This window comes from Caldicellulosiruptor hydrothermalis 108, assembly GCF_000166355.1.
GTDB lineage: Bacteria > Bacillota > Thermoanaerobacteria > Caldicellulosiruptorales > Caldicellulosiruptoraceae > Caldicellulosiruptor > Caldicellulosiruptor hydrothermalis.
Genome location: NC_014652.1, coordinates 2,703,093 through 2,721,149, shown reverse-complemented (window position 1 = coordinate 2,721,149; position 18,057 = coordinate 2,703,093). Strand labels below are relative to the sequence as shown.

Below are 18,057 nucleotides of genomic sequence, written 5' to 3'. Positions count from 1 at the left end.
GTGCCAACGTATGATTCGTTGATGGAAATAAATGTTGACGAAATAAAAAACTTAATTCAGCTTATATCTTACTGCAAGTATTATTTTAAGCCAAAGAGCGAGAAAAAAGTCGAAGATTATCTTAATAAACAGAATGGTAAACCAAAAGCTATTAACGAAAATAAAGTAAAAAGCTTAGAGAGAGATTTTCCTTTTATTGGGCGCGAATACAAAGATGAATTGGAGAGAAAAGATTATAAAGGTGAATGCTTTAAATTGCTAAAAAATTACAAATCTAATGATACAACTAAAGACTTTTTGATTTCTTATTTGAAAGAAAAAATAATTAATGATAGTAATGGTTTTAATTTTGGGAATGATCAACAGTTAAAAAATATCAATTTAATATCAGGCATTTTAGATGAATACTCTGCGGATAATTATGTCAAAAAACTTCCACCCTACTCATTTGTAATTTTAGCAACCTTTCGGCTAAAACAACCGTACTTTTCCAAAGATGATGACGAATTTTATATAATTTCAAACCCAGTATTAAAAGAAAAAACATTCAAAGTGCCAATGATACGCGGAAGCAGTTGGAAAGGGGCTTTAGCTACTGCTTTTAGAGAGTTGATTAATGGGGAAATAAATTTTGATGAAAGAAAAAAGAAGATAGAAAGTTTTTTAAGAATATTTGGGGCAGGTTCAGAAAGTATAAAGGTTTTTGAAGATTATTTGAAAGGAAAAAGTGTTAATTTTGAAGATTTTAAGAAGAAACTCTTAGAATTTATTTTCTTCGAACTTGGGTTGGTAGTTGACAATGATCTTATACAAAAAATACATAATCGGGAAAGTATAATAGATCCCCAAAAAGATCTCCAAAATATCGTTACAGAAAAAATTTCAGAAAAGTTTAAGAAAATGAACAATAAATTGCCAGTAGAATTTCAAAGCCACAGAGGAAGAGCAATATTTTATCCTACATATTTTGACAGACTGTCGTTAGAAGTGATTAATCCTCATGATAGGAGAAAACGTGCAGGAACTTTGCCTATTTATTATGAAGTGGTTCCAGAGGGGACAAAAGGAATTTTGCAAATTATATATATTCCGTTTGATGGTGTATTAAAGAGAGAAGAAGAATTAAAAAGTGAAGCTGAACAGGATTTGGAGAATCTCTTGTTAGCAATTGAGATGGTATCTGAAAGAGGAATTGGTGCTAAAACTAAACTTGGATGGGGAACATTTGGTTTTGATAATAAAAAAAATTATATTGTAAAATTTTATACAAATAGAGATTTGGATATAAGTGAGGAACTCAAGAGTAAAGGGTGGATAAGATGGCAGGACTGAATTTGAAAAATTTAAAGGTATATAGAAATGAGATTTTAAAAGCTGAGATAATTTCTTTGTTAGCTTTATGGGACAAGATAGACCCGGCAAAGATAAATAAAGCTAATGTTCAATTGGCTAAGGCTTCTTTGGATTGTTGGAAAAATGACATCGAAAATAATGAGATAAAAATTTTAGGTGAAACCATTAATTTGTGGGATCATTTTCTTAACAATTGGCGTAAGTGGAGAAAACGAAATGATAAAAAATATTTTTTGCAAGTGTTATATGGTATTGGAGAAAGCTTAAACTCCGGTATAGATAAAGGTGCTCCCAAGGATAGTGTGAAAGTTGAACCTCAAGATGGTAGATGGTTATCAAATTCTTTTGGTAGTTTCAGAAGTAATATAATTTATCTATTAAGAGAAGAAAAAGACATCAATAGTATAATTGGCAAGATAGAAAAATATATAAAAAATCTTTTTGATACAGAAGAAATAAAAAATTGGAACGAATTAAAATTAATCAAAGAAAAATTTGAAGAAAAAGTTGAAAAATTTTTCTGTGGGTTATTAAGCGACGATAGATTTCCAGTAAATGATGTATCTTTATGGGATCAAGCTTATATGGCAACTGCAATGTTTAAAGCTTCACTTTCTGAATATATACTTAAAAATAATTGTATTTCAGCTATACCACAACAAAGTGAAGTGAAATGGCGCATTCTTGGTGTTCAATATGATAAACTTGGCCTTGCGGAAAAAGGATATAAACCTCAGCAAATACAGTGGTACAGAGAGATATCAAAAGAAATTGATGATGAGATTAAAACTCTTTTGGAATATGAATACCCTATTGGAAATGAAATTTATCGCGATGAGACAGGAATTTATTTTTTAGTTGGTGAAGGCTTAGGAGAAGATTTAAAAGATAACAGTAATTTAGCCAAACTAAAGAATGAATTAAAAGGAATAGAAGATAAGATTATAGATATTTTCAAAAGAAAATCTTTTGAAGAATTTTATCCAGCTATTTTTCTTACTAAAGCTTCACGAGGATTGATGAATTTGTCATATCTTATTGAAAAGGCAAAGGAAAATTTTCTTAAGGCAGATTGGAGTAAGAAAAAGATTGATATATGCTTAGAAAAATCAGAAAGCGGGAGAGCAATTGGAATATGTCAAATTTGCAGGCAGAGATTGGTATTCAAATCTGATATAGAAGAGAAAGACAAAAACATTTGCAGTACATGTTATGAAAATAAAACTCAAGGTAGAATAAAAAAGTGGTTTGAAAATTTATCAGGAGAAACAATATGGATGGACGAGTTAAAAGACAAGAATGGCAGGGTTGCTTTAGTAACAATGAAGTTTGAACTGCGTGACTGGTTAAATGGTGATATGTTGAATAGTTTAGTACTTCAAAAAGGTATTAATTTTTTGGGTGATATAAAAAGTTTAAAGAAAGACTTAACAGATATTTACATAATTAACCAAGACAAAGAAGTTCAGAATTCAATTTTAAAAAATTATACAGATAAAGCATTACATGGTCGCAAGGTAAAAAATGATAAGATTGTTGAAGCTTTTTTGCTTGAACGTTCCATTGGTGACAGATGGGAAGAATTTATTTGTAAAAAATTAGATGATTGGGACATTGAAAAAAATCAACCATCGAAGAAGAAAATTGATTTTGATAAAAGAAAAATATTCTGGCAAAACCTTACCGACGAAGATATAAACTTTTTATCCACACTCATCCTCCAATTTCTCCTTAGAAAAAATCCTTCACCTGCGCGCTTGAGAAGGATATGGGAAACTACAGAGGAGTTTTTCAAAGATATAAAAGAGAATATCTGCCAATATGCAAATATACCAGAAGAGAGATGTAAAAGATATTACTGGGAAAATATTGATATTAAAGATGGAGAATATAGAGATAAAGATGTAGTGTTCTGGGCTGATGACAAAAATGTTTACTTAATTTCCTATGTTTGCAATTTGCAAGAAAAAGAAGAATTCAAAATAAAAACATCTTCTAATAAGGATATTATTTTAAAAATACAATCTGCTAAAGCGATAAATTACTTACCCTGCATGTCTATCCTTGATCCGACACCTATTAGCTGGCAGTTTATTATTCCTGCAGAATATGTACCTAATTTGATAGATAGTGTTATGAAAAAATATGAGGAATACTTCAAGTTTGTATATGGTAAACTGCCGCTCCACATTGGAGTAATTGTTCAGGATTATAAACAACCTTTGTACGTGGGTATTAAAGCTTTAAGAAAAATAAGAAGAGATATTGATGATTGTGGAAAATTAGAAGTCAAAATTGAAGGTAGAGTAATAAAAGAAAAGATTAATGCAAATTTAAGACAAGAGGAAAAGGATAACACCACCACTGCTCATTACTCCTTATACTGGGGAGACTTTAATAACTTAGGATATAATTTTTTCATAAAACCTGATGATCACTATAAAAAATGGATAGATAGTATTGACAACATTGACGATAATACCAAAATTATCGTAATGCCCAATACATTTGATTTTGAATTTTTAGATAAAACTACAAGAAGAAATGAAATTTATTACGATAGAAACAACAAGTGGAAAAGAAAAATACCACTTAAAAATTCAAGACCGTATGACTTAGAAACATGGGAAAAGTTTAAAAAATTCAGAGAATTATTTGGCAAAGAAAATAAAACCAAAATTGCGAGAAGCACAAGGCTTCAAAAATTAATTTCTGTAATCTACAGTAAATTGGAAGACTTAGAAAATTATAAATTACCAGCGCATGACAAAGCTGACATAGACGTTGATAATGAAAGCATAAATATATTTTTGTCTGCAAGTTTTATCAATATTTTAAAACTGAAAGAAGACAGAGAACTTGCAGAAGGAATAAAAGAGTTATTTGAGATTAAAAATGAAGAAAATGAAAATCTTTTTTCGCTACTAAAAGAAAGAATGACTTTAGAGAATTTACAGTTATTTATTGATATGTATAACTTTTGGCATAAAGCATTGGAGGAGGTATAAAAATGGAGAAAAAAATAAACAAATGGGATATTGAATATACAGTCTATGGAATAGCAATGGATCCAATTTACATTGGGACTGGAGGGTATACCATAGGCAGGGTGGACAACACAATAGTCAGAGATCCAATAACAAAGCTTCCAAAAATCCCCGGTTCAAGTTTAGCTGGAACCTGGAGGTATTACACAGTATTGGAATTGTTGTCAAAAATAAAAGATAGACAACCTGATATGAATACAGTAAAGAGTATTGAGAAACCAACTGTAGTGGAAAAAATTAAAGAATGGATTGAAAAGAATTCTAACGAATGGAATAGCTTGACTGGTTGGTATTCATTTAATGGCAACGTTGTAGCAAAAATTACATGTGCAGGGCAGGATAATACACCACAAGAAGAATTGTCAAATTCACCATATACTGAAGATAAAGAAGGTAAAACAGGGCACTGTGGACACTGCATTGTTTGCAAAGGATTCGGATTTTCAAAAAAAGATTTCAGCTGGCAGGGCATGATATATTTTAGTGATTTGCACATTTTATTCTTCCCTGTATTTACTCTTTATGGAACAAAATGGATAACAACAGAAGAAGTTTTAAAGTGTGCTGGTCTATTTAAGAAGCTAGGTGATAATGCAAGTGACCAGTCACAATCAAGTGGTCAGCAATTTTTTAGAGTTTTGATACAAAATGAAGAAAAAGAAGCGCAAGCTGAAAAAAGTGAAAAAGAGTATATAAATCTTGGATGGATGTATCTTCCATGCACAAGAGAAAGCTTTTCAATTGATTTAGAGAAAGTGAAATTTGAAAATTTTGAATTGAAACCAGAAAATGTTGTAATAGTACCTGAAAAGTTATTTTCTCAAATTGTAAACTCTAATCTTGAAGTAAGAACATCTGTCTCAATAAATCCAATAACAGGGGCAGCAAAAGAGGGAGCGCTGTTTACTTCTGAAGCTATACCAAGAGGAACTATATTCTACGGAGATCTAAGAATATTTGATAAATCAGCTTTTGCGGAACTGGAATCAAAAGCAGGTGAATTACCTTCATCATGTGCCCTAATAGAGGCCCTCAGTGAATCTAAACACTTTTTTGAGACATTAGGTATAGGTGGTATGACCACAAGAGGTTTTGGAAGATTAAAATTAGAGCTCAAAAGAAAAGAAACAGAGGATGATAAAAATACAAGCATCCAATCTACAGAAGATAGTAAAACTGTTTCTGGAGGTGAACAAAGATGAGCGAAGATTATATGTTAGAACACACAATAAATAAAATAGCTTTTGAGCTTGTAAATGAGAAGATATTAGATGAGAATGAAATAAACAAGCTTTTGGGTGTTCTTTGCAACGACGGGGTTTATGCAATGTGGGTATATGCGTTAGATAAGCTGAAAGGTAGTAATAGAAATCATAAAACTGGAGTAGAGGTACCGAAAATTATTAAATTATCAAGCAAAATTGAGAAAGTTAGCAATTATATAAAAAATGGTAGTTTGGAAAAAGTCTCAGAGTTAACAGAGGAAATAAATAGCCTTGCAAATGAGATAAATAACCTACAGAATGATTTGGAACAATTACAAGGAGACGAAAGAAATAAAAAAGCAGAGGAAAAGCGCCAGAAAGAGAAAGAAAAATTAAAGAAGGAAGAAGAAATAAAGGAAAAAATAAACCAATATTTTTTAGACTTGGCCAATAATTTAGAGAACTTACTTTTCTTCAAAGAACTATTTGAAAAAATTCTTATCTATGCCCGCTACCATGCAAAAGCTATGGAGGATTCAAAATGAAATGGTATAGACTAATTTTTTCACAAGCTCAGCCAATTCACATTGGTTCTTTTATATGGGGAGTTGTAAACGAAACTGCAGCCTTTATTCCCGGTTGGACAATGTGGGGAGCATTAACAAATACTTATCTTAGGTTCAATAAGTTTAAAGATATTGAAAAGAGCAAAGAGTTCTTTACAAAGATTACAAACTTCTATCCTGCAAAAGCATGTAGCAAAAATGAAGATAAAAATCAAATTTTAAGTAGCTTAAAATGTCTGTTTCCGAAATACGAAAAAGGTGAATTTGGTTTTGTAGAGGTTCCCATATCGGAATTTGATGAAGATAATAACAATTTTGTTAGCCTTGATGAATTTAGATTTGAATTTGTTGATGTTATTGTTTCAACTGCAGTAGAACCTGTAAACAGAAAGGCAAAAGACGAAAGTCTTCATGAATTTGAGTTTATTCTTCCAAAATCTAAGATAGATAATTGTTCACTTTACTGGATTGGACTTATAGGATTTGAAGACAAAGAAGAGTACAATGAAGACCTTTTAAAAAGATATTTTTCGACACTTTTTGTTGGTGGAGATATTAAGTATGGATATGGCAAGTTAGAGTTATTTGATGTTCAGGAGATTAAAAAAGAAGAGGATTTAAATTCCTGGAATATAAAACAAGATGGGAGAGCAAATATTGCTTTAGAAAGTCCTTTGAAACAGTATGTAAAATTTTCTGGACAAGAATGTTTTGAAGGCGAGATTAAACTTATTGCCGAGTTTGACTTTTCAAAAAATATATCTGAAGTTTCAAGAGCAAGTTATTATATAAACATAGGTAGTAAAATTGTAAGTAACATGCAATCAAAAAATGGAGATTATAATTATTTAGGAAACTATTTCTTATATAAGGGGATGCTGAAACCATAAGATAAGCAGTGGATAGTGATAAAATGCTTTTAAGCTGCAGAAAACTGAAATGTTTTCTCTGCAGCTTTTGTTTTTTATATGAGTTCTGAATAGGAATAAACAATACAAAAGATGGGTATTAAAAATATGAATACTCAAACAAAATCAACTTTATAAAAAGGGAGGCAAAAAGATTGATTCCACTAAAAGATACAATTCCAAGCAGAGAAAAGCCTTTTATGACGTGGTTTATAATCATTATAAACGTTCTTGTTTTTTTATTTCAGGTATCCATTCCGCCTGAAGCGACGCAGGAGCTTGTTTACAGATATGGATTTATTCCAGAAAAATTTTCAAGGGCGCTGTCTAATGGACTTATAACAGGAATTATCTATTCCATATGGCCAATAATATGTTCGATGTTCATGCACGGAAGTTGGATGCACCTTATATCCAACATGTGGTCGCTCTGGCTGTTTGGCGACAATGTTGAAGACAGAGTTGGACACTTTAAGTTTTTAATCTTCTATCTTCTTAGCGGATTTGCTGCAGCTTATACTCACTGGTTTTTCAATGCACACTCTCTTGTTGCGGTTGTTGGAGCATCCGGTGCAATCGCAGGTGTGATGGGTGCATACTTTCTAATGTTCCCACTTTCAAGTATTGTTACACTCATACCGATTGGGTTTATTCCTCTTTTTGTAAACATTCCAGCGGTATTTTATCTTGGTTTGTGGTTTTTGTCGCAGGTATCATCTGGGATTTTAGAGCTGTTTGGACCTGTGTTTGGAAGTGGAATTGCTTGGTGGGCTCACATTGGTGGATTTGTGTTTGGCGCACTTACAGTTAATTTCTTCAAAAAGAAGTACCGCAGATACAATAATTTTTTCGATGATGAAATCTTTTATTACAGATATTATTAAAATTCTTAAGAAGGAGAGTGCATGACATGAGCTTTTGGGATTTGCTTATATTTTTCATCATAGCAAGTTCTCTTCAGCCTGTTATGAAACAAAGGATGCTTGAGTCTGCAAGGCAGAAGCTCATTGCTAAAATAGAGAAAAAAAGAGGTTCAAGGGTGATACTACTTGTTCACAGGCAAGAAACTATGAGCTTTTTAGGCTTTCCAATATACAAATACATTGACATAAACGACTCAGAGGAAGTAATCAGGGCAATCAATATGACTGACCCATCAATCCCGCTTGATATAATTCTTCACACACCGGGCGGGCTTGTTTTAGCATCAACCCAGATTGCGAGAGCGATAAAACGCCACAAAGGCAAAGTCACAGTTCATGTTCCGCACTATGCAATGTCAGGTGGGACGCTCATTGCACTTGCTGCAGATGAGATTGTAATGTCAGAGGATGCAGTTTTAGGTCCTGTTGACCCTCAGATTGGCGAATTTCCAGCAGTGTCTATCTTGGAGGTTGTAAAGCAAAAAACGCTCAATGAGATTGATGACAAAACATTGATATTAGCAGACATTGCCAAAAAAGCTATAAAACAAACAAAAGAAGTGGTTTTAGAGCTTCTATCTGGCAACTACCCAGACGATGTTGCTCAGAACATAGCAAAAGAGCTTGTTGAGGGCAAATACACACATGATTTTCCAATAACATATGAAAAGGCAAAAGAGCTTGGGTTAAAGGTAAGCTGCTGCATAGATAAAGAAATCAAACAGCTCATGTGCTTATACCCCCAGCCTGTTTCTAAAAAACCATCAGTTGAATATCTATGGGAGCCTAAAAGACAGTAGCAGAGTTTTAAAAATTAGATTGTTTTATGTTGTAAATATGGAATAAAATTAAATTGTATTGAACACAAAGCGAATTCCTGAAAAGGGCAAACACAGGGAAACCTGGGGCGCAAAGCCATGGGCCTATCGTGGGAAGTTTACCTCCCCTATGGTCGCCAGGCTGCCTGCGAAAACTGCAGACAGCCTTTTGTTAGTCTCCATTTACAACATCCACAAATGAATCCCACATTTTTTGCATTTCTTCTATGTTTTCATTCTTTATGCTGTCAATATACTTTTTAATTTCCCTCTCTCTTATCTTTGGATATCTTTTCTTCCAGTTTTCTTCAAGTTTTTCGACAATTCTTTTAACCTTGTTTACGTCAACCTCACCGATGACAATAAGAGAACCGAATTCTTCGACAAACCATTTTATGCCGTTGTATTCTATTATTTCTGTTGGCTGATTTATGTCAACTGGAAGTTCTGGATTTTTTGCTGTTGAGAGAATGGAGAATCTGTAGACAAGGCACAGACCTTTTTTTGAAGGAATTATTCTAAAGTATCTTTTGCATGCCATCAAAGCTTTGAACACAAGCCTTGCGCGTTTTATTGATTTGATCAGCTCAAACAGTGTAGTGTAATCATCTTCAATTGGCATTCTAAAATCCCACCAGGAGTTTAAACCTTCTTCTTGCAAAACGTATTGGCGAAATCTTATTGATGAGAGCTTTTCAAGAAGTGATTTTCGCTGCATGCTTACCATCTCCCTTTAATTTTTTTTTTGCTGCAAGCAGCAGCGAAGGTTATTTTAACTGAGTTTTATTCTCTTTGGAAAGACAAATTTTTATGCGAAGTTGATTTTTGATTAGAGTTTAAACTGTAATTTTCTCAATTGTGCAGTAATTCCTTGAGAATAAAGTATTTGAGGCTGTGTTGTTTATGGCAAAAATTCATGGTGAAATAAATTTTTAATCTCACCTGATAAATTTGATCTTTAAACTTCGCATAAATTTTGGAGTTGATCAAAAATGTGGCTGGTTGTAAACTGTATGTGAGAAATAAAGTGTGATGAGGGTATAAGAAAAATAGAGTTATTAAAGCTTAGATGAAAAATGTTTTACCTTGAGAGGTGGCAAAAGATGGGATGGTGATTGCCGTCATTATCTTGATTATCCTTGCTCCAATCCTCCTGCCGCTAATACTCATTTCGCTTGGAATTTTATATTTAATGTTTAGATTTATCTTAGGAATTATTAAAGGCTTTTTTAGGATATAAAGAACCAAAGAACCAAGGTGGTGATAGGGTTGAGTTATTTTTATATCGATGAAGATGGTGTAATAAAACTGCATGAATCTTATTATGAACAAACTTTGATTGATTATGTTGGAGAAAGTTTGAGAACATTTGCAAGCTTGAGAGAACTATTAAAAGATGAAATTGGCAATTTCAAAAGGCCAAAAGAGTATTTGCAGGCAAAAAAGTGTCCTGGCTGGGTTGGACTTTGCCCTAATAACAAAGAAGAAAAAGACTCAAGCTGCAATCCTGCCCAGTGCTGGAATACAAAAATAAAAACTATAAAAGACAAAATAGATAAGAAAGATCACTTTAAGTATGATAACATTCTAATTAAAGTTTTATCCCCTTCAATATGTTCTGAATGCGGAAGTGGTGAGATGAAAATTGAATGGGGCAAAAGAGTCAATGTCAAAGTGGCAGGATACACCCTGAATTTTGAAAATGTTGCATATATGGTTTGCAAAAAATGTGGCATTGTCTACATGTCAACAGTAGATGAAAAAAGCAATTGAAGTTATAAAGGAAAAGATAAGAGATTATGATCCTTATGAAGAAGCTCTTAAGCAAGCTGGAATTGATAATGAAGCTGGTCTTGACGCTGATTGTTCAGTATCAGAATTTGAAATTCCCCCAGTTAAAACAATTATTCTTGATAAAGACAAAATAGGACTTGAAATGCTAATAGAAGATTTGAAAAAAGGTTGCATTTCTCTTACAATGGCACTCTTTCCGATCAACTCACCGGTATCATCAGTTGATGTTACAACATTTAATGTATGCCACTACGCAGATCCTGAGGATATGTATCCAGAAGGGTTAGAAGATGAAGGAGAGGATATAATAGAGGAATGATGTCAATTTAAAACTGCATATAAAAGATGCCGGGAAGCTGTTTCTTTTTCCCTGGCATCTTTTTATTCTCCCTGAAGTTAAAATTTTAATATACAATCCATTTCAATTATTTAAGAAGAGTCTTCATTTTCTTCCTCTCAAACCCCAAAGGAAACCTTTCCCACACCTCAAACACCAAAGGTAAGGTTCCCTCTCCCTCTCAATCCCCAAAGAGGGGGACCCTTCCCCTCCTCAATCCCCAACGGGGAGGCTACAAACATGGAAATCCACCAATACCTAGCTGTTTGTTCAGAATTAGTGATTGAGTTGGAATTACCGGAATATATTTTGGTGCTATCTCACCAAAAAACCTATCACATTTCCACCTTTAGCTTTATTAATAGCTTTCATGAGTTCAATTATTTTTGCCTTGTCACCCATAAAAAAGTTTACCTACCTATAACCTTTATTTGTACACCTATAAAGTCAAGATAGTTTGTAAAAATATCAAGTAAAACATCATATGGAAGGGAGGTAAGAGGAAGACCAGAATACTCAGTGTAAAACAGTTCAATATAGTCACGCAAATCTCTAAGCTTATCTAAAGCCTCTAAAATCTTGAAATAGTTAATTTCTTTTCCTTCAAACACAAGTCTTGAATTGTTATAAGTAACTTCATATACCATCAAAATGGTGCCTCCTCATCAAGTTCAAAATTGTCAAGTATATTTGTATCAAGTTCTTGCTCTAAAGTGTCTAAATCTTCGTAATAATGTTTCAATCCCCAACGGGAAGGCTACAACCGTAGAAGTCTTGAAAAATGCCACAAGGAACAAATGGTTAAGTTTTCAAGCTACTATAGATTATTTCTATTATACCCCACAAGCTCTTGGAAGTCAACACATGCCATAAATTGCCTTTTGCTCTCGACCCCCGGGGTTTTTGGGGGGATTACAGGTCGACAGCAATTGGTAAATGCAAAATAGCTAAAAACTGAAATCACAAGATACACGAAGCAAAATGGACAAAAATGTAATAACATAGCAAGAAAAAGCTGACAAAACCCAGCTTGGCATGCATCAAAAGGTGCGAAAAGCCCAATATCATCTCATTTCAGTACGTTCTTTCAGACATGGCAAAATACTATGATGTAGCTTTTGTTAAGAGGTTTGCTGAGAAATTTGTTGTAAAAGCTTTCGAGATATTACCAAAATCTACTATGATAATTTTCAACGATACAAACGTCACACAACAGTATGCTTTGAGGAATCCTGAAGAAGTAAAAGGAAGAGAAATCCTTGATTATTTGGCTCGCAAGTTTTGGATCAATTACAATATCGCAGTGTTAAAATATTACTTTCCATACAACAGTGACCCAAGCCTTTGTTTTGGTGGTGCTCATTCAAAGTGTGAGATTGACATGGAAAGTGTTCCAGAGGAGTTAAAGAACTATTTTGAGATGTGGAATCAGTACAGAAGTGCACAGCTTGTGCTTGTTAAGAATGCTGATGTTAGTTTAGTTTAGCAAAAAGGGGCTGAGATGGTGATAATAAGTGCAAGTAGAAGGACAGATATTCCAGCCTTTTATGGCGATTGGTTTATAAACAGAATAAAAGAAGGTTTTGCAATGTACCGAAACCCTATGAGACTGACTCAGGTTTTTGCAGTATCGCTCCATCCAAAAGATGTTGATGCCATAGTTTTCTGGACAAAGAATCCCAAGAATTTTTTGGACAAGCTCAAATACCTGGAAGAATACACTTATTATTTTCAGTTCACAATTACCCCTTATGGAAAAGACATAGAGCCTGGCATTCCTTCGAAGGATGAGGTCATCGAAACCTTTATAGAGCTTTCAAACATGATAGGCAAAAAGAGAGTTATCTGGCGGTATGACCCTATTATTATCACAGATAAGATGGATTTGGAATACCACAAAGAAAAGTTCGAAGAGCTTTGCGAAAAGCTTTCACCCTATACGCAAAAGTGCATAATAAGCTATGTTGACTTTTACAGCAAGGCAGTGGATGAGTTAAATAGAATAAATGCCAAAGATCTTGCGGCAGAAGAGCTTTACAATCTCTTTGGTGCGATGGGCAGCATTGGGAAAAAGTATAACCTCAGTGTTGAGACCTGTGCAGAAGATCTACCGGTCGAAGAACTGGGGCTAAAAAAAGCGCATTGTGTAGATGGCGAGCTTATTTTGCAGCTCAAAAGAGAAAAGGACCCCTACTGGACAGCAAGCTTTAAAAAAGACAAAAACCAGCGTCAAGCGTGCGGATGTGTCCAGAGCATAGACCTTGGGATATTCAACACATGCAAACACTTTTGCACTTACTGCTATGCAAATTTTAGCAGAAATTCAATCCTCAAAAATGCGAAAAAATATGATGTCAACTCACCACTTCTGTGTAGTAGACTTGATCTTGAAAAGGATGAAATAAGAATAAGGGAAAAAGATGGCTCTATAAAACTTGACAAAGAAGCTATTTTGAAAGCAGAGGCAAACCAAAAAGAATTAATGACACAGCTTGATTTTTACGAATATGAAAAAATTTCTCTTGAAGATAATTCTAATAATTGGCTTGTAGAAAAAATTTTGGATTATCTCAAAAAAACAAAGCAGGGAACTTTGCTGTAAAGAGGGCTATTGCTACTTCTCTTTGCAGCTTTTTCTTTTTTTAGAGGAGAAAATAGGGTATAATTAAATTATACTGAAGAAAAATTTAGCAATAAATGCAAAATGTTTTTCTGAGGAGAGGAGATAATCAAATGAAAGTAATATACCAAGTTGGGAGACTGGATAATCCTGCAATAGCTACTAAAAAGTTTTATATTAAAAATTTCAATGGTGAGATAGTTGAGGAGAGCGGAGAGTCTGAACTTTCTTCAACTGTGTTGCGAGATTTTCTTCGCAAAAGAGGCTGTGAGGCAAAAACCGTTGTCATATATCCCGTTAGCATTGTTCTGAACAGTAGACTTCCTGAATACATTCAGCCAGCCAATTTGAAAGAAGAACTTGCAGCCATCTTTAAAGATCCATCGGACTACCTGAAAAATCCAGATGAGTTTATAGATAGAATAGATCTTGAAAGGTGCAGGGACGAAAAGCTTATTGTTCACTCTCTTGGTGAGTATATGGAAACATTTCTTGATGCAAGCTATGATGATATTGTGCTTGAGATTCTTTTTGACATGATAGAAAGATACTTGAAAGGTGAACTTGAAGATCTTTACCTTGACATTTCAAGCGGACACAACATTTATATTTCTGCAATTTTGGAGGCTGCAAGACACTTTGCTGTCTTTTCAAATCTTATGAATTGGCTTGATGAAAGCAAAGTGCCAAAGATATGCATCACTTTTTCTGACCCGATTATAGGAAGTTCAGCAAAAAGTTTTGAGATACACATTCAGCAGCAAAGATTTACGGCATTTTTCTCATCTCCAATTAAACGAAAAGAGGCAGCAGAGTACAACTTTTCATTTTTGAGAAATATTTATCCTGACCCAGAAAACAACGGCACAAAAGGGCAAGAGGCAGCAAAGCTCAAACAGCAGGTGAGAGAAAAAAGAAAGAAATTAAGAGAGAAGATAGAAATGTTCTGCCTTTTGTTTTCTGCCATAAAAAATAACGTTCCTTTGTATCTTTACTATCAGCACTACCACTCTGTAGATGAGATAAAGGAAGAGATTTTCAAGCTAATTGAGCATGCCAAGGGTCAGCTTTGCAGCGATTATCAAAAGTCTCCCAACCTCAATAAAAGAGCTTACATAGATGCAATTTTGAGTTTGGGATTTTACATTGGGATTGTAAATGTGCTGGAAAAGCACAATATAACTATGTTCTGTCAGGATACAGGAATTGATCTGGATCTTCTCAAGAGAGACTTTTTTGAGATTTATTCAACATTCAGAGTACCTACAAACTATGTTATGCTCAGCAATGAAATATCAAATACGCAAAAAATATTAGAACAAATGGATGATATCGGTAGCTGGACAGGACTTTACAAGATAATTGATCCTGGAAAGCCGGTGGGCGAGCCAATTGACAGAAATTATTTTGCGCACAGCGGATTTGAAAGAAATATAACAGAGATAAGGACAGAAGGCAGCACAATTTTTGTAAGATATGCATTTAATACCAATTTTAATGTAATCAACTGCTGGCTGAAAGATAGAATAGAATAGTTTGATGTTTGTAAATTTATGTAAGAATTAAGCCACGGCAGAGACGAAAAATCTTCTTTGTTCTCTGCGTGGCTTTTTTATCTTGGTTTGCTCTTGAGGAGAGTTTATTGTCCATTTACAGCATTTACAAAAGCATCCCAAATCTTCCTCATTTCTTCCAAATCTTCATCCTTTATTTTGTTTATATACTTTTGAATTTCTCTATCTCTTAATTTCGGGTATTTCCTCTTCCAATTGTTTTCAAATTTTTCGACTACTGATTTTATTCTGTTCACATCAACTTCACCGATGACAACAAGCGAAACAAATTCTTCAACGGACCACTTCACACCTTCATATTCAATTATTTCTGTTGGCTGGTTTATATCTACGGGAAGTTCAGGATTTGAGACAGTGGATAAAATGGAGAATCTGTAGACCAGGCACAGACCTCTTTTAGCAGGGATTATTCTAAAGTATCTCTTTGCAGCCATCAGCGCTCTGAAAACAAGTCTGGCACGTTTTAGCATATGTTTCAATCCCCAAAGGGGAGGCTACAAACACTGTATTAGATTATATGAAAGAGCAAGTGAAAAGTGTTTCAATCCCCAAAGGGGAGGCTACAAACTAGCTTTCAATCGCCTGAGCTCTGCTATAGTATTTTGTTTCAATCCCCAAAGGGGAGGCTACAAACTCAAAAGCTATTTCTATATTACCTTCATTAATGTTGTTTCAATCCCCAAAGGGGAGGCTACAAACAAGACCCTAACAACCAATTTCTGTTTATTGACGCTAGTTTCAATCCCCAAAGGGGAGGCTACAAACTGAACTCTTCCTCCTTCAAGCCCAAATCTTAGTTTTGTTTCAATCCCCAAAGGGGAGGCTACAAACCCGTAGATGGCTTGAAAAATATCACAAGGAACAAATGGTTAAGTTTTCAAACTGCTGTAGGTTATTTCTATTATACCCCTAAAGCTTTTGAAAGTCAAGGGATGCCAAAAACTTCCTTTTGCTGTCGACCCCCGGGGGTTTTTGGGGGGATTGCAGGTCGACAACAATTGGTAAATACAAAAGCTAAATTATGCCTTATATTTCAAAGTACATGCAAATATATGGAATAAAATGTATAAACAAAAATACAATATACAGGAGTAGATGTAAATAATATTTCATTTCGCTCCTTTTTTAATTTGAAACACATGCATCCGATAGATTTGGATAAGGATAAAAAAGAGAATATAGCTGAAGAATAATTAATCCAAGCTACAAAGAAGAATTAAATTTAGCATAAGATGGCGTGAACTTCAGAAAAATCAAAAACACAATAGAAATCTAACTAAAACTGTGTTATAATATTTATTGACTTCAAAGTTATTAACTTTAAAGTTAGTAACTCTGAAGTTAGTAATTTTAAAGTAGGTGATTTTATGTTTGTTGGAAGAAAGTATGAACTTGAAACATTAAACAGGCTTTATAACGAAGACAAATTTCACTTTGTTGTTGTGTATGGAAGAAGGCGTGTTGGAAAAACTACTCTGCTTACTGAGTTTTGCAAAAATAAACCCTCAATATTCTTTGTTGCTGAGGAATACAATGATAAAATTAGCCTTGAATCTTTTTCAGATAAGGTACTGTCTTATTTTAACCTTGGAGGGTTGATAAGCCAATTTGAGTCATGGGAGAAGGCATTCATATTTTTAGCACAGCAAGCAAAGGATAAAAGATTAGTTGTCGTAATTGACGAATTTCCTTATATAGTAAATGCAAACAAAAGTATACCATCACTCCTGCAAAATTTGATTGACCATCATTTAAAGAACACCAAACTTTTTTTGATTGTCTGTGGATCTTCGGTAAGTTTTATTGAAAAGGAAGTTTTAAGCTATAAAAGCCCTTTGTATGGACGAAGAACTGCTCAGTTAATAGTTGAGCCATTTAGTTTTTTTGAAAGTAGAGAGTTTTTCCCTAATTATAGTTTTGAAGATCAGGTAATTGCATATGGAGTTTTGGGAGGAATTCCCCAATATTTGATTATCATTGACAGCACAAAAGACATATACGAAAACATCAAGACAAAAATATTGGACAAGTCATCTTATCTTTATGAAGAACCAAAACTGCTTTTAAGGCAAGAGGTAAGAGAACCTGCTTTGTATAATTCGATAATAGAAGCTATCGCAACAGGCAGCAGCAAATTAAATGAGATAGCTACAAAAGTAGGAGTTGAAGTTGATAAATGTGCAAAATATATTTCTGTACTTATAGATTTAAAAATTCTTGAGAGGGTAACTCCTCTTTTCTCGGAGGCAAAGAGCAGAAAAAGCATTTACAGAATTAAGGATAATTTCTTTAGATTCTGGTATCGATTTGTTTTTACCAACAAGACTTTAATTGAACAGGGATTGATTGATGAAGTTGTTGAGAATAAAATCAAACCTTCCATGAATGAGTTTATTGGGGAGGTTTATGAACAGATATGTATGGATTACCTAAAAGTTTTAAACAAGGAAAAAAGATTACCTTTCATTTTTGAAAATATAGGTAAATGGTGGGGGAATAATCCTTATAAAAAGCGTGAAGAAGAAATTGATATAGTAGCATTTGATAACGATAACATACTATTTGGTGAATGCAAATGGAGAAACCAAAAGGTTGACATGTCTGTTTTAAATAATCTAATAGAAAAAAGCATGATTTTTAATTACAGTGAAAAATTCTACGTGTTATTTTCAAAAAGTGGTTTTACAGATGAGGTAATAAGTTTTGCTAAACAAAATCCTCATGTGTTGTTAATTAGTGAATTTGACATTTAGAAAAAATAGTTCAGATCATTTGTGTAATTAAAGAATCATTTAAAGAATCAGAAGCGAAACTTCGCATATTTTTTGAACTTTTCAATTATCAAAAAAGGGTATATTATTTCCCTGTAAATCTTTTCTTCAAAGATATTTTGTTGTATAATGGTATAAAGT

16 protein-coding genes, 1 CRISPR repeat array and 1 riboswitch are annotated in these 18,057 nt (G+C 33.7%); of the genes, 13 read left to right on the top strand and 3 right to left on the bottom strand.

What is annotated here, in order from left to right; all coding sequences use genetic code 11:
- The 7 genes from CALHY_RS13030 to CALHY_RS13000 all read left to right on the top strand — a co-directional run bounded on the left by CALHY_RS13030 (position 1) and on the right by CALHY_RS13000 (position 8,802).
- Positions 1 to 1,332, top strand: coding sequence for an RAMP superfamily CRISPR-associated protein (locus CALHY_RS13030; RefSeq protein WP_013404403.1), 1,332 nt, complete (start codon positions 1 to 3; stop codon positions 1,330 to 1,332).
- Positions 1,320 to 4,361: a CRISPR-associated protein Csx11 gene (locus CALHY_RS13025; RefSeq protein WP_013404402.1), complete on the top strand. Its 3,042-nt coding sequence runs from the start codon at positions 1,320 to 1,322 to the stop codon at positions 4,359 to 4,361. Before CALHY_RS13030 ends, CALHY_RS13025 begins: the two co-directional genes overlap by 13 nt.
- Positions 4,362 to 4,363: 2 nt before the next feature.
- Positions 4,364 to 5,602 (top strand): RAMP superfamily CRISPR-associated protein, encoded by a 1,239-nt coding sequence (locus CALHY_RS13020; protein WP_013404401.1) that lies wholly within the window; start codon positions 4,364 to 4,366, stop codon positions 5,600 to 5,602.
- Positions 5,599 to 6,150: a hypothetical protein gene (locus CALHY_RS13015; protein WP_013404400.1), complete on the top strand. Its 552-nt coding sequence runs from the start codon at positions 5,599 to 5,601 to the stop codon at positions 6,148 to 6,150. The genes CALHY_RS13020 and CALHY_RS13015 overlap by 4 nt, the downstream gene beginning before the upstream one ends.
- Positions 6,147 to 7,061: an RAMP superfamily CRISPR-associated protein gene (locus CALHY_RS13010; protein ID WP_013404399.1), complete on the top strand. Its 915-nt coding sequence runs from the start codon at positions 6,147 to 6,149 to the stop codon at positions 7,059 to 7,061. Before CALHY_RS13015 ends, CALHY_RS13010 begins: the two co-directional genes overlap by 4 nt.
- A 173-nt stretch (positions 7,062 to 7,234) precedes the next feature.
- Positions 7,235 to 7,963, top strand: a complete 729-nt coding sequence (locus CALHY_RS13005; protein ID WP_013404398.1) for a rhomboid family intramembrane serine protease — start codon at positions 7,235 to 7,237, stop codon at positions 7,961 to 7,963.
- A gap of 26 nt (positions 7,964 to 7,989) precedes the next feature.
- Positions 7,990 to 8,802, top strand: a complete 813-nt coding sequence (locus CALHY_RS13000; RefSeq protein WP_013404397.1) for an SDH family Clp fold serine proteinase — start codon at positions 7,990 to 7,992, stop codon at positions 8,800 to 8,802.
- Between the two features lie 75 nt (positions 8,803 to 8,877).
- Positions 8,878 to 8,970: riboswitch (cyclic di-GMP riboswitch) on the top strand.
- Positions 8,971 to 8,992: 22 nt separating this feature from the next.
- Here the strand turns inward: CALHY_RS13000 and CALHY_RS12995 are convergent.
- A complete protein-coding gene (locus CALHY_RS12995; protein WP_013404396.1) occupies positions 8,993 to 9,538 on the bottom strand; it encodes a hypothetical protein in 546 nt (181 codons plus the stop codon).
- 551 nt (positions 9,539 to 10,089) lie between these two features.
- On the opposite strand from CALHY_RS12995, the gene CALHY_RS13985 reads away from it, so the two are divergent.
- Both CALHY_RS13985 and CALHY_RS13980 read left to right on the top strand, forming a co-directional pair.
- Entirely contained in the window at positions 10,090 to 10,593 is a 504-nt protein-coding gene (locus CALHY_RS13985; RefSeq protein WP_013404394.1) for a hypothetical protein, read from the top strand.
- Positions 10,577 to 10,933 carry a hypothetical protein gene (locus CALHY_RS13980; protein WP_013404393.1) on the top strand — a complete coding sequence of 119 codons (357 nt, stop codon included), beginning with the start codon at positions 10,577 to 10,579 and terminating at the stop codon, positions 10,931 to 10,933. The genes CALHY_RS13985 and CALHY_RS13980 overlap by 17 nt, the downstream gene beginning before the upstream one ends.
- Before the next feature lie 428 nt (positions 10,934 to 11,361).
- On the opposite strand, the gene CALHY_RS12985 is transcribed toward CALHY_RS13980, so the two are convergent.
- Positions 11,362 to 11,598 carry a hypothetical protein gene (locus tag CALHY_RS12985; protein ID WP_013404392.1) on the bottom strand — a complete coding sequence of 79 codons (237 nt, stop codon included), beginning with the start codon at positions 11,596 to 11,598 and terminating at the stop codon, positions 11,362 to 11,364.
- 383 nt (positions 11,599 to 11,981) lie between these two features.
- Between CALHY_RS12985 and CALHY_RS12980 the strand changes: the two genes are divergently transcribed.
- The 3 genes from CALHY_RS12980 (at position 11,982) to csx1 (ending at position 15,106) form a co-directional block, all read left to right on the top strand.
- Positions 11,982 to 12,437, top strand: a complete 456-nt coding sequence (locus CALHY_RS12980; RefSeq protein WP_238524545.1) for a hypothetical protein — start codon at positions 11,982 to 11,984, stop codon at positions 12,435 to 12,437.
- Between the two features lie 15 nt (positions 12,438 to 12,452).
- Positions 12,453 to 13,553, top strand: coding sequence for a DUF1848 domain-containing protein (locus tag CALHY_RS12975; protein WP_013404390.1), 1,101 nt, complete (start codon positions 12,453 to 12,455; stop codon positions 13,551 to 13,553).
- A gap of 131 nt (positions 13,554 to 13,684) precedes the next feature.
- Positions 13,685 to 15,106, top strand: a complete 1,422-nt coding sequence (gene csx1 / locus CALHY_RS12970) for a CRISPR-associated CARF protein Csx1 (protein ID WP_013404389.1) — start codon at positions 13,685 to 13,687, stop codon at positions 15,104 to 15,106.
- A 104-nt stretch (positions 15,107 to 15,210) separates the two neighbouring features.
- Here the strand turns inward: csx1 and CALHY_RS12965 are convergent, their stop codons facing one another.
- On the bottom strand, positions 15,211 to 15,615 hold the full coding sequence (locus CALHY_RS12965; protein WP_041723235.1) for a hypothetical protein: 405 nt from the start codon (positions 15,613 to 15,615) through the stop codon (positions 15,211 to 15,213).
- A 2-nt stretch (positions 15,616 to 15,617) separates the two neighbouring features.
- A CRISPR array of direct repeats spans positions 15,618 to 15,976; the repeat unit is 30 nt; unit sequence GTTTCAATCCCCAAAGGGGAGGCTACAAAC.
- Positions 15,977 to 16,512: 536 nt separating this feature from the next.
- On the opposite strand from CALHY_RS12965, the gene CALHY_RS12955 reads away from it, so the two are divergent.
- Positions 16,513 to 17,898 carry an AAA family ATPase gene (locus tag CALHY_RS12955; protein ID WP_013404387.1) on the top strand — a complete coding sequence of 462 codons (1,386 nt, stop codon included), beginning with the start codon at positions 16,513 to 16,515 and terminating at the stop codon, positions 17,896 to 17,898.
- Positions 17,899 to 18,057: the final 159 nt, after the last annotated feature.

What these genes read in the sequence shown, in the direction of transcription:
- CALHY_RS13025 (WP_013404402.1), top strand. Translation starts at nt 1,320, where the DNA reads ATGGCAGGACTGAATTTGAAAAATTTAAAGGTATATAGAAATGAGATT.
- CALHY_RS13020 (WP_013404401.1), top strand. Translation starts at nt 4,364, where the DNA reads ATGGAGAAAAAAATAAACAAATGGGATATTGAATATACAGTCTATGGA.
- CALHY_RS13015 (WP_013404400.1), top strand. Translation starts at nt 5,599, where the DNA reads ATGAGCGAAGATTATATGTTAGAACACACAATAAATAAAATAGCTTTT.
- CALHY_RS13010 (WP_013404399.1), top strand. Translation starts at nt 6,147, where the DNA reads ATGAAATGGTATAGACTAATTTTTTCACAAGCTCAGCCAATTCACATT.
- CALHY_RS13000 (WP_013404397.1), top strand. Translation starts at nt 7,990, where the DNA reads ATGAGCTTTTGGGATTTGCTTATATTTTTCATCATAGCAAGTTCTCTT.
- CALHY_RS12995 (WP_013404396.1), bottom strand. Translation starts at nt 9,538, where the DNA reads ATGCAGCGAAAATCACTTCTTGAAAAGCTCTCATCAATAAGATTTCGC.
- CALHY_RS13980 (WP_013404393.1), top strand. Translation starts at nt 10,577, where the DNA reads ATGAAAAAAGCAATTGAAGTTATAAAGGAAAAGATAAGAGATTATGAT.
- CALHY_RS12985 (WP_013404392.1), bottom strand. Translation starts at nt 11,598, where the DNA reads ATGGTATATGAAGTTACTTATAACAATTCAAGACTTGTGTTTGAAGGA.
- CALHY_RS12975 (WP_013404390.1), top strand. Translation starts at nt 12,453, where the DNA reads ATGGTGATAATAAGTGCAAGTAGAAGGACAGATATTCCAGCCTTTTAT.
- csx1 (WP_013404389.1), top strand. Translation starts at nt 13,685, where the DNA reads ATGAAAGTAATATACCAAGTTGGGAGACTGGATAATCCTGCAATAGCT.
- CALHY_RS12965 (WP_041723235.1), bottom strand. Translation starts at nt 15,615, where the DNA reads ATGCTAAAACGTGCCAGACTTGTTTTCAGAGCGCTGATGGCTGCAAAG.
- CALHY_RS12955 (WP_013404387.1), top strand. Translation starts at nt 16,513, where the DNA reads ATGTTTGTTGGAAGAAAGTATGAACTTGAAACATTAAACAGGCTTTAT.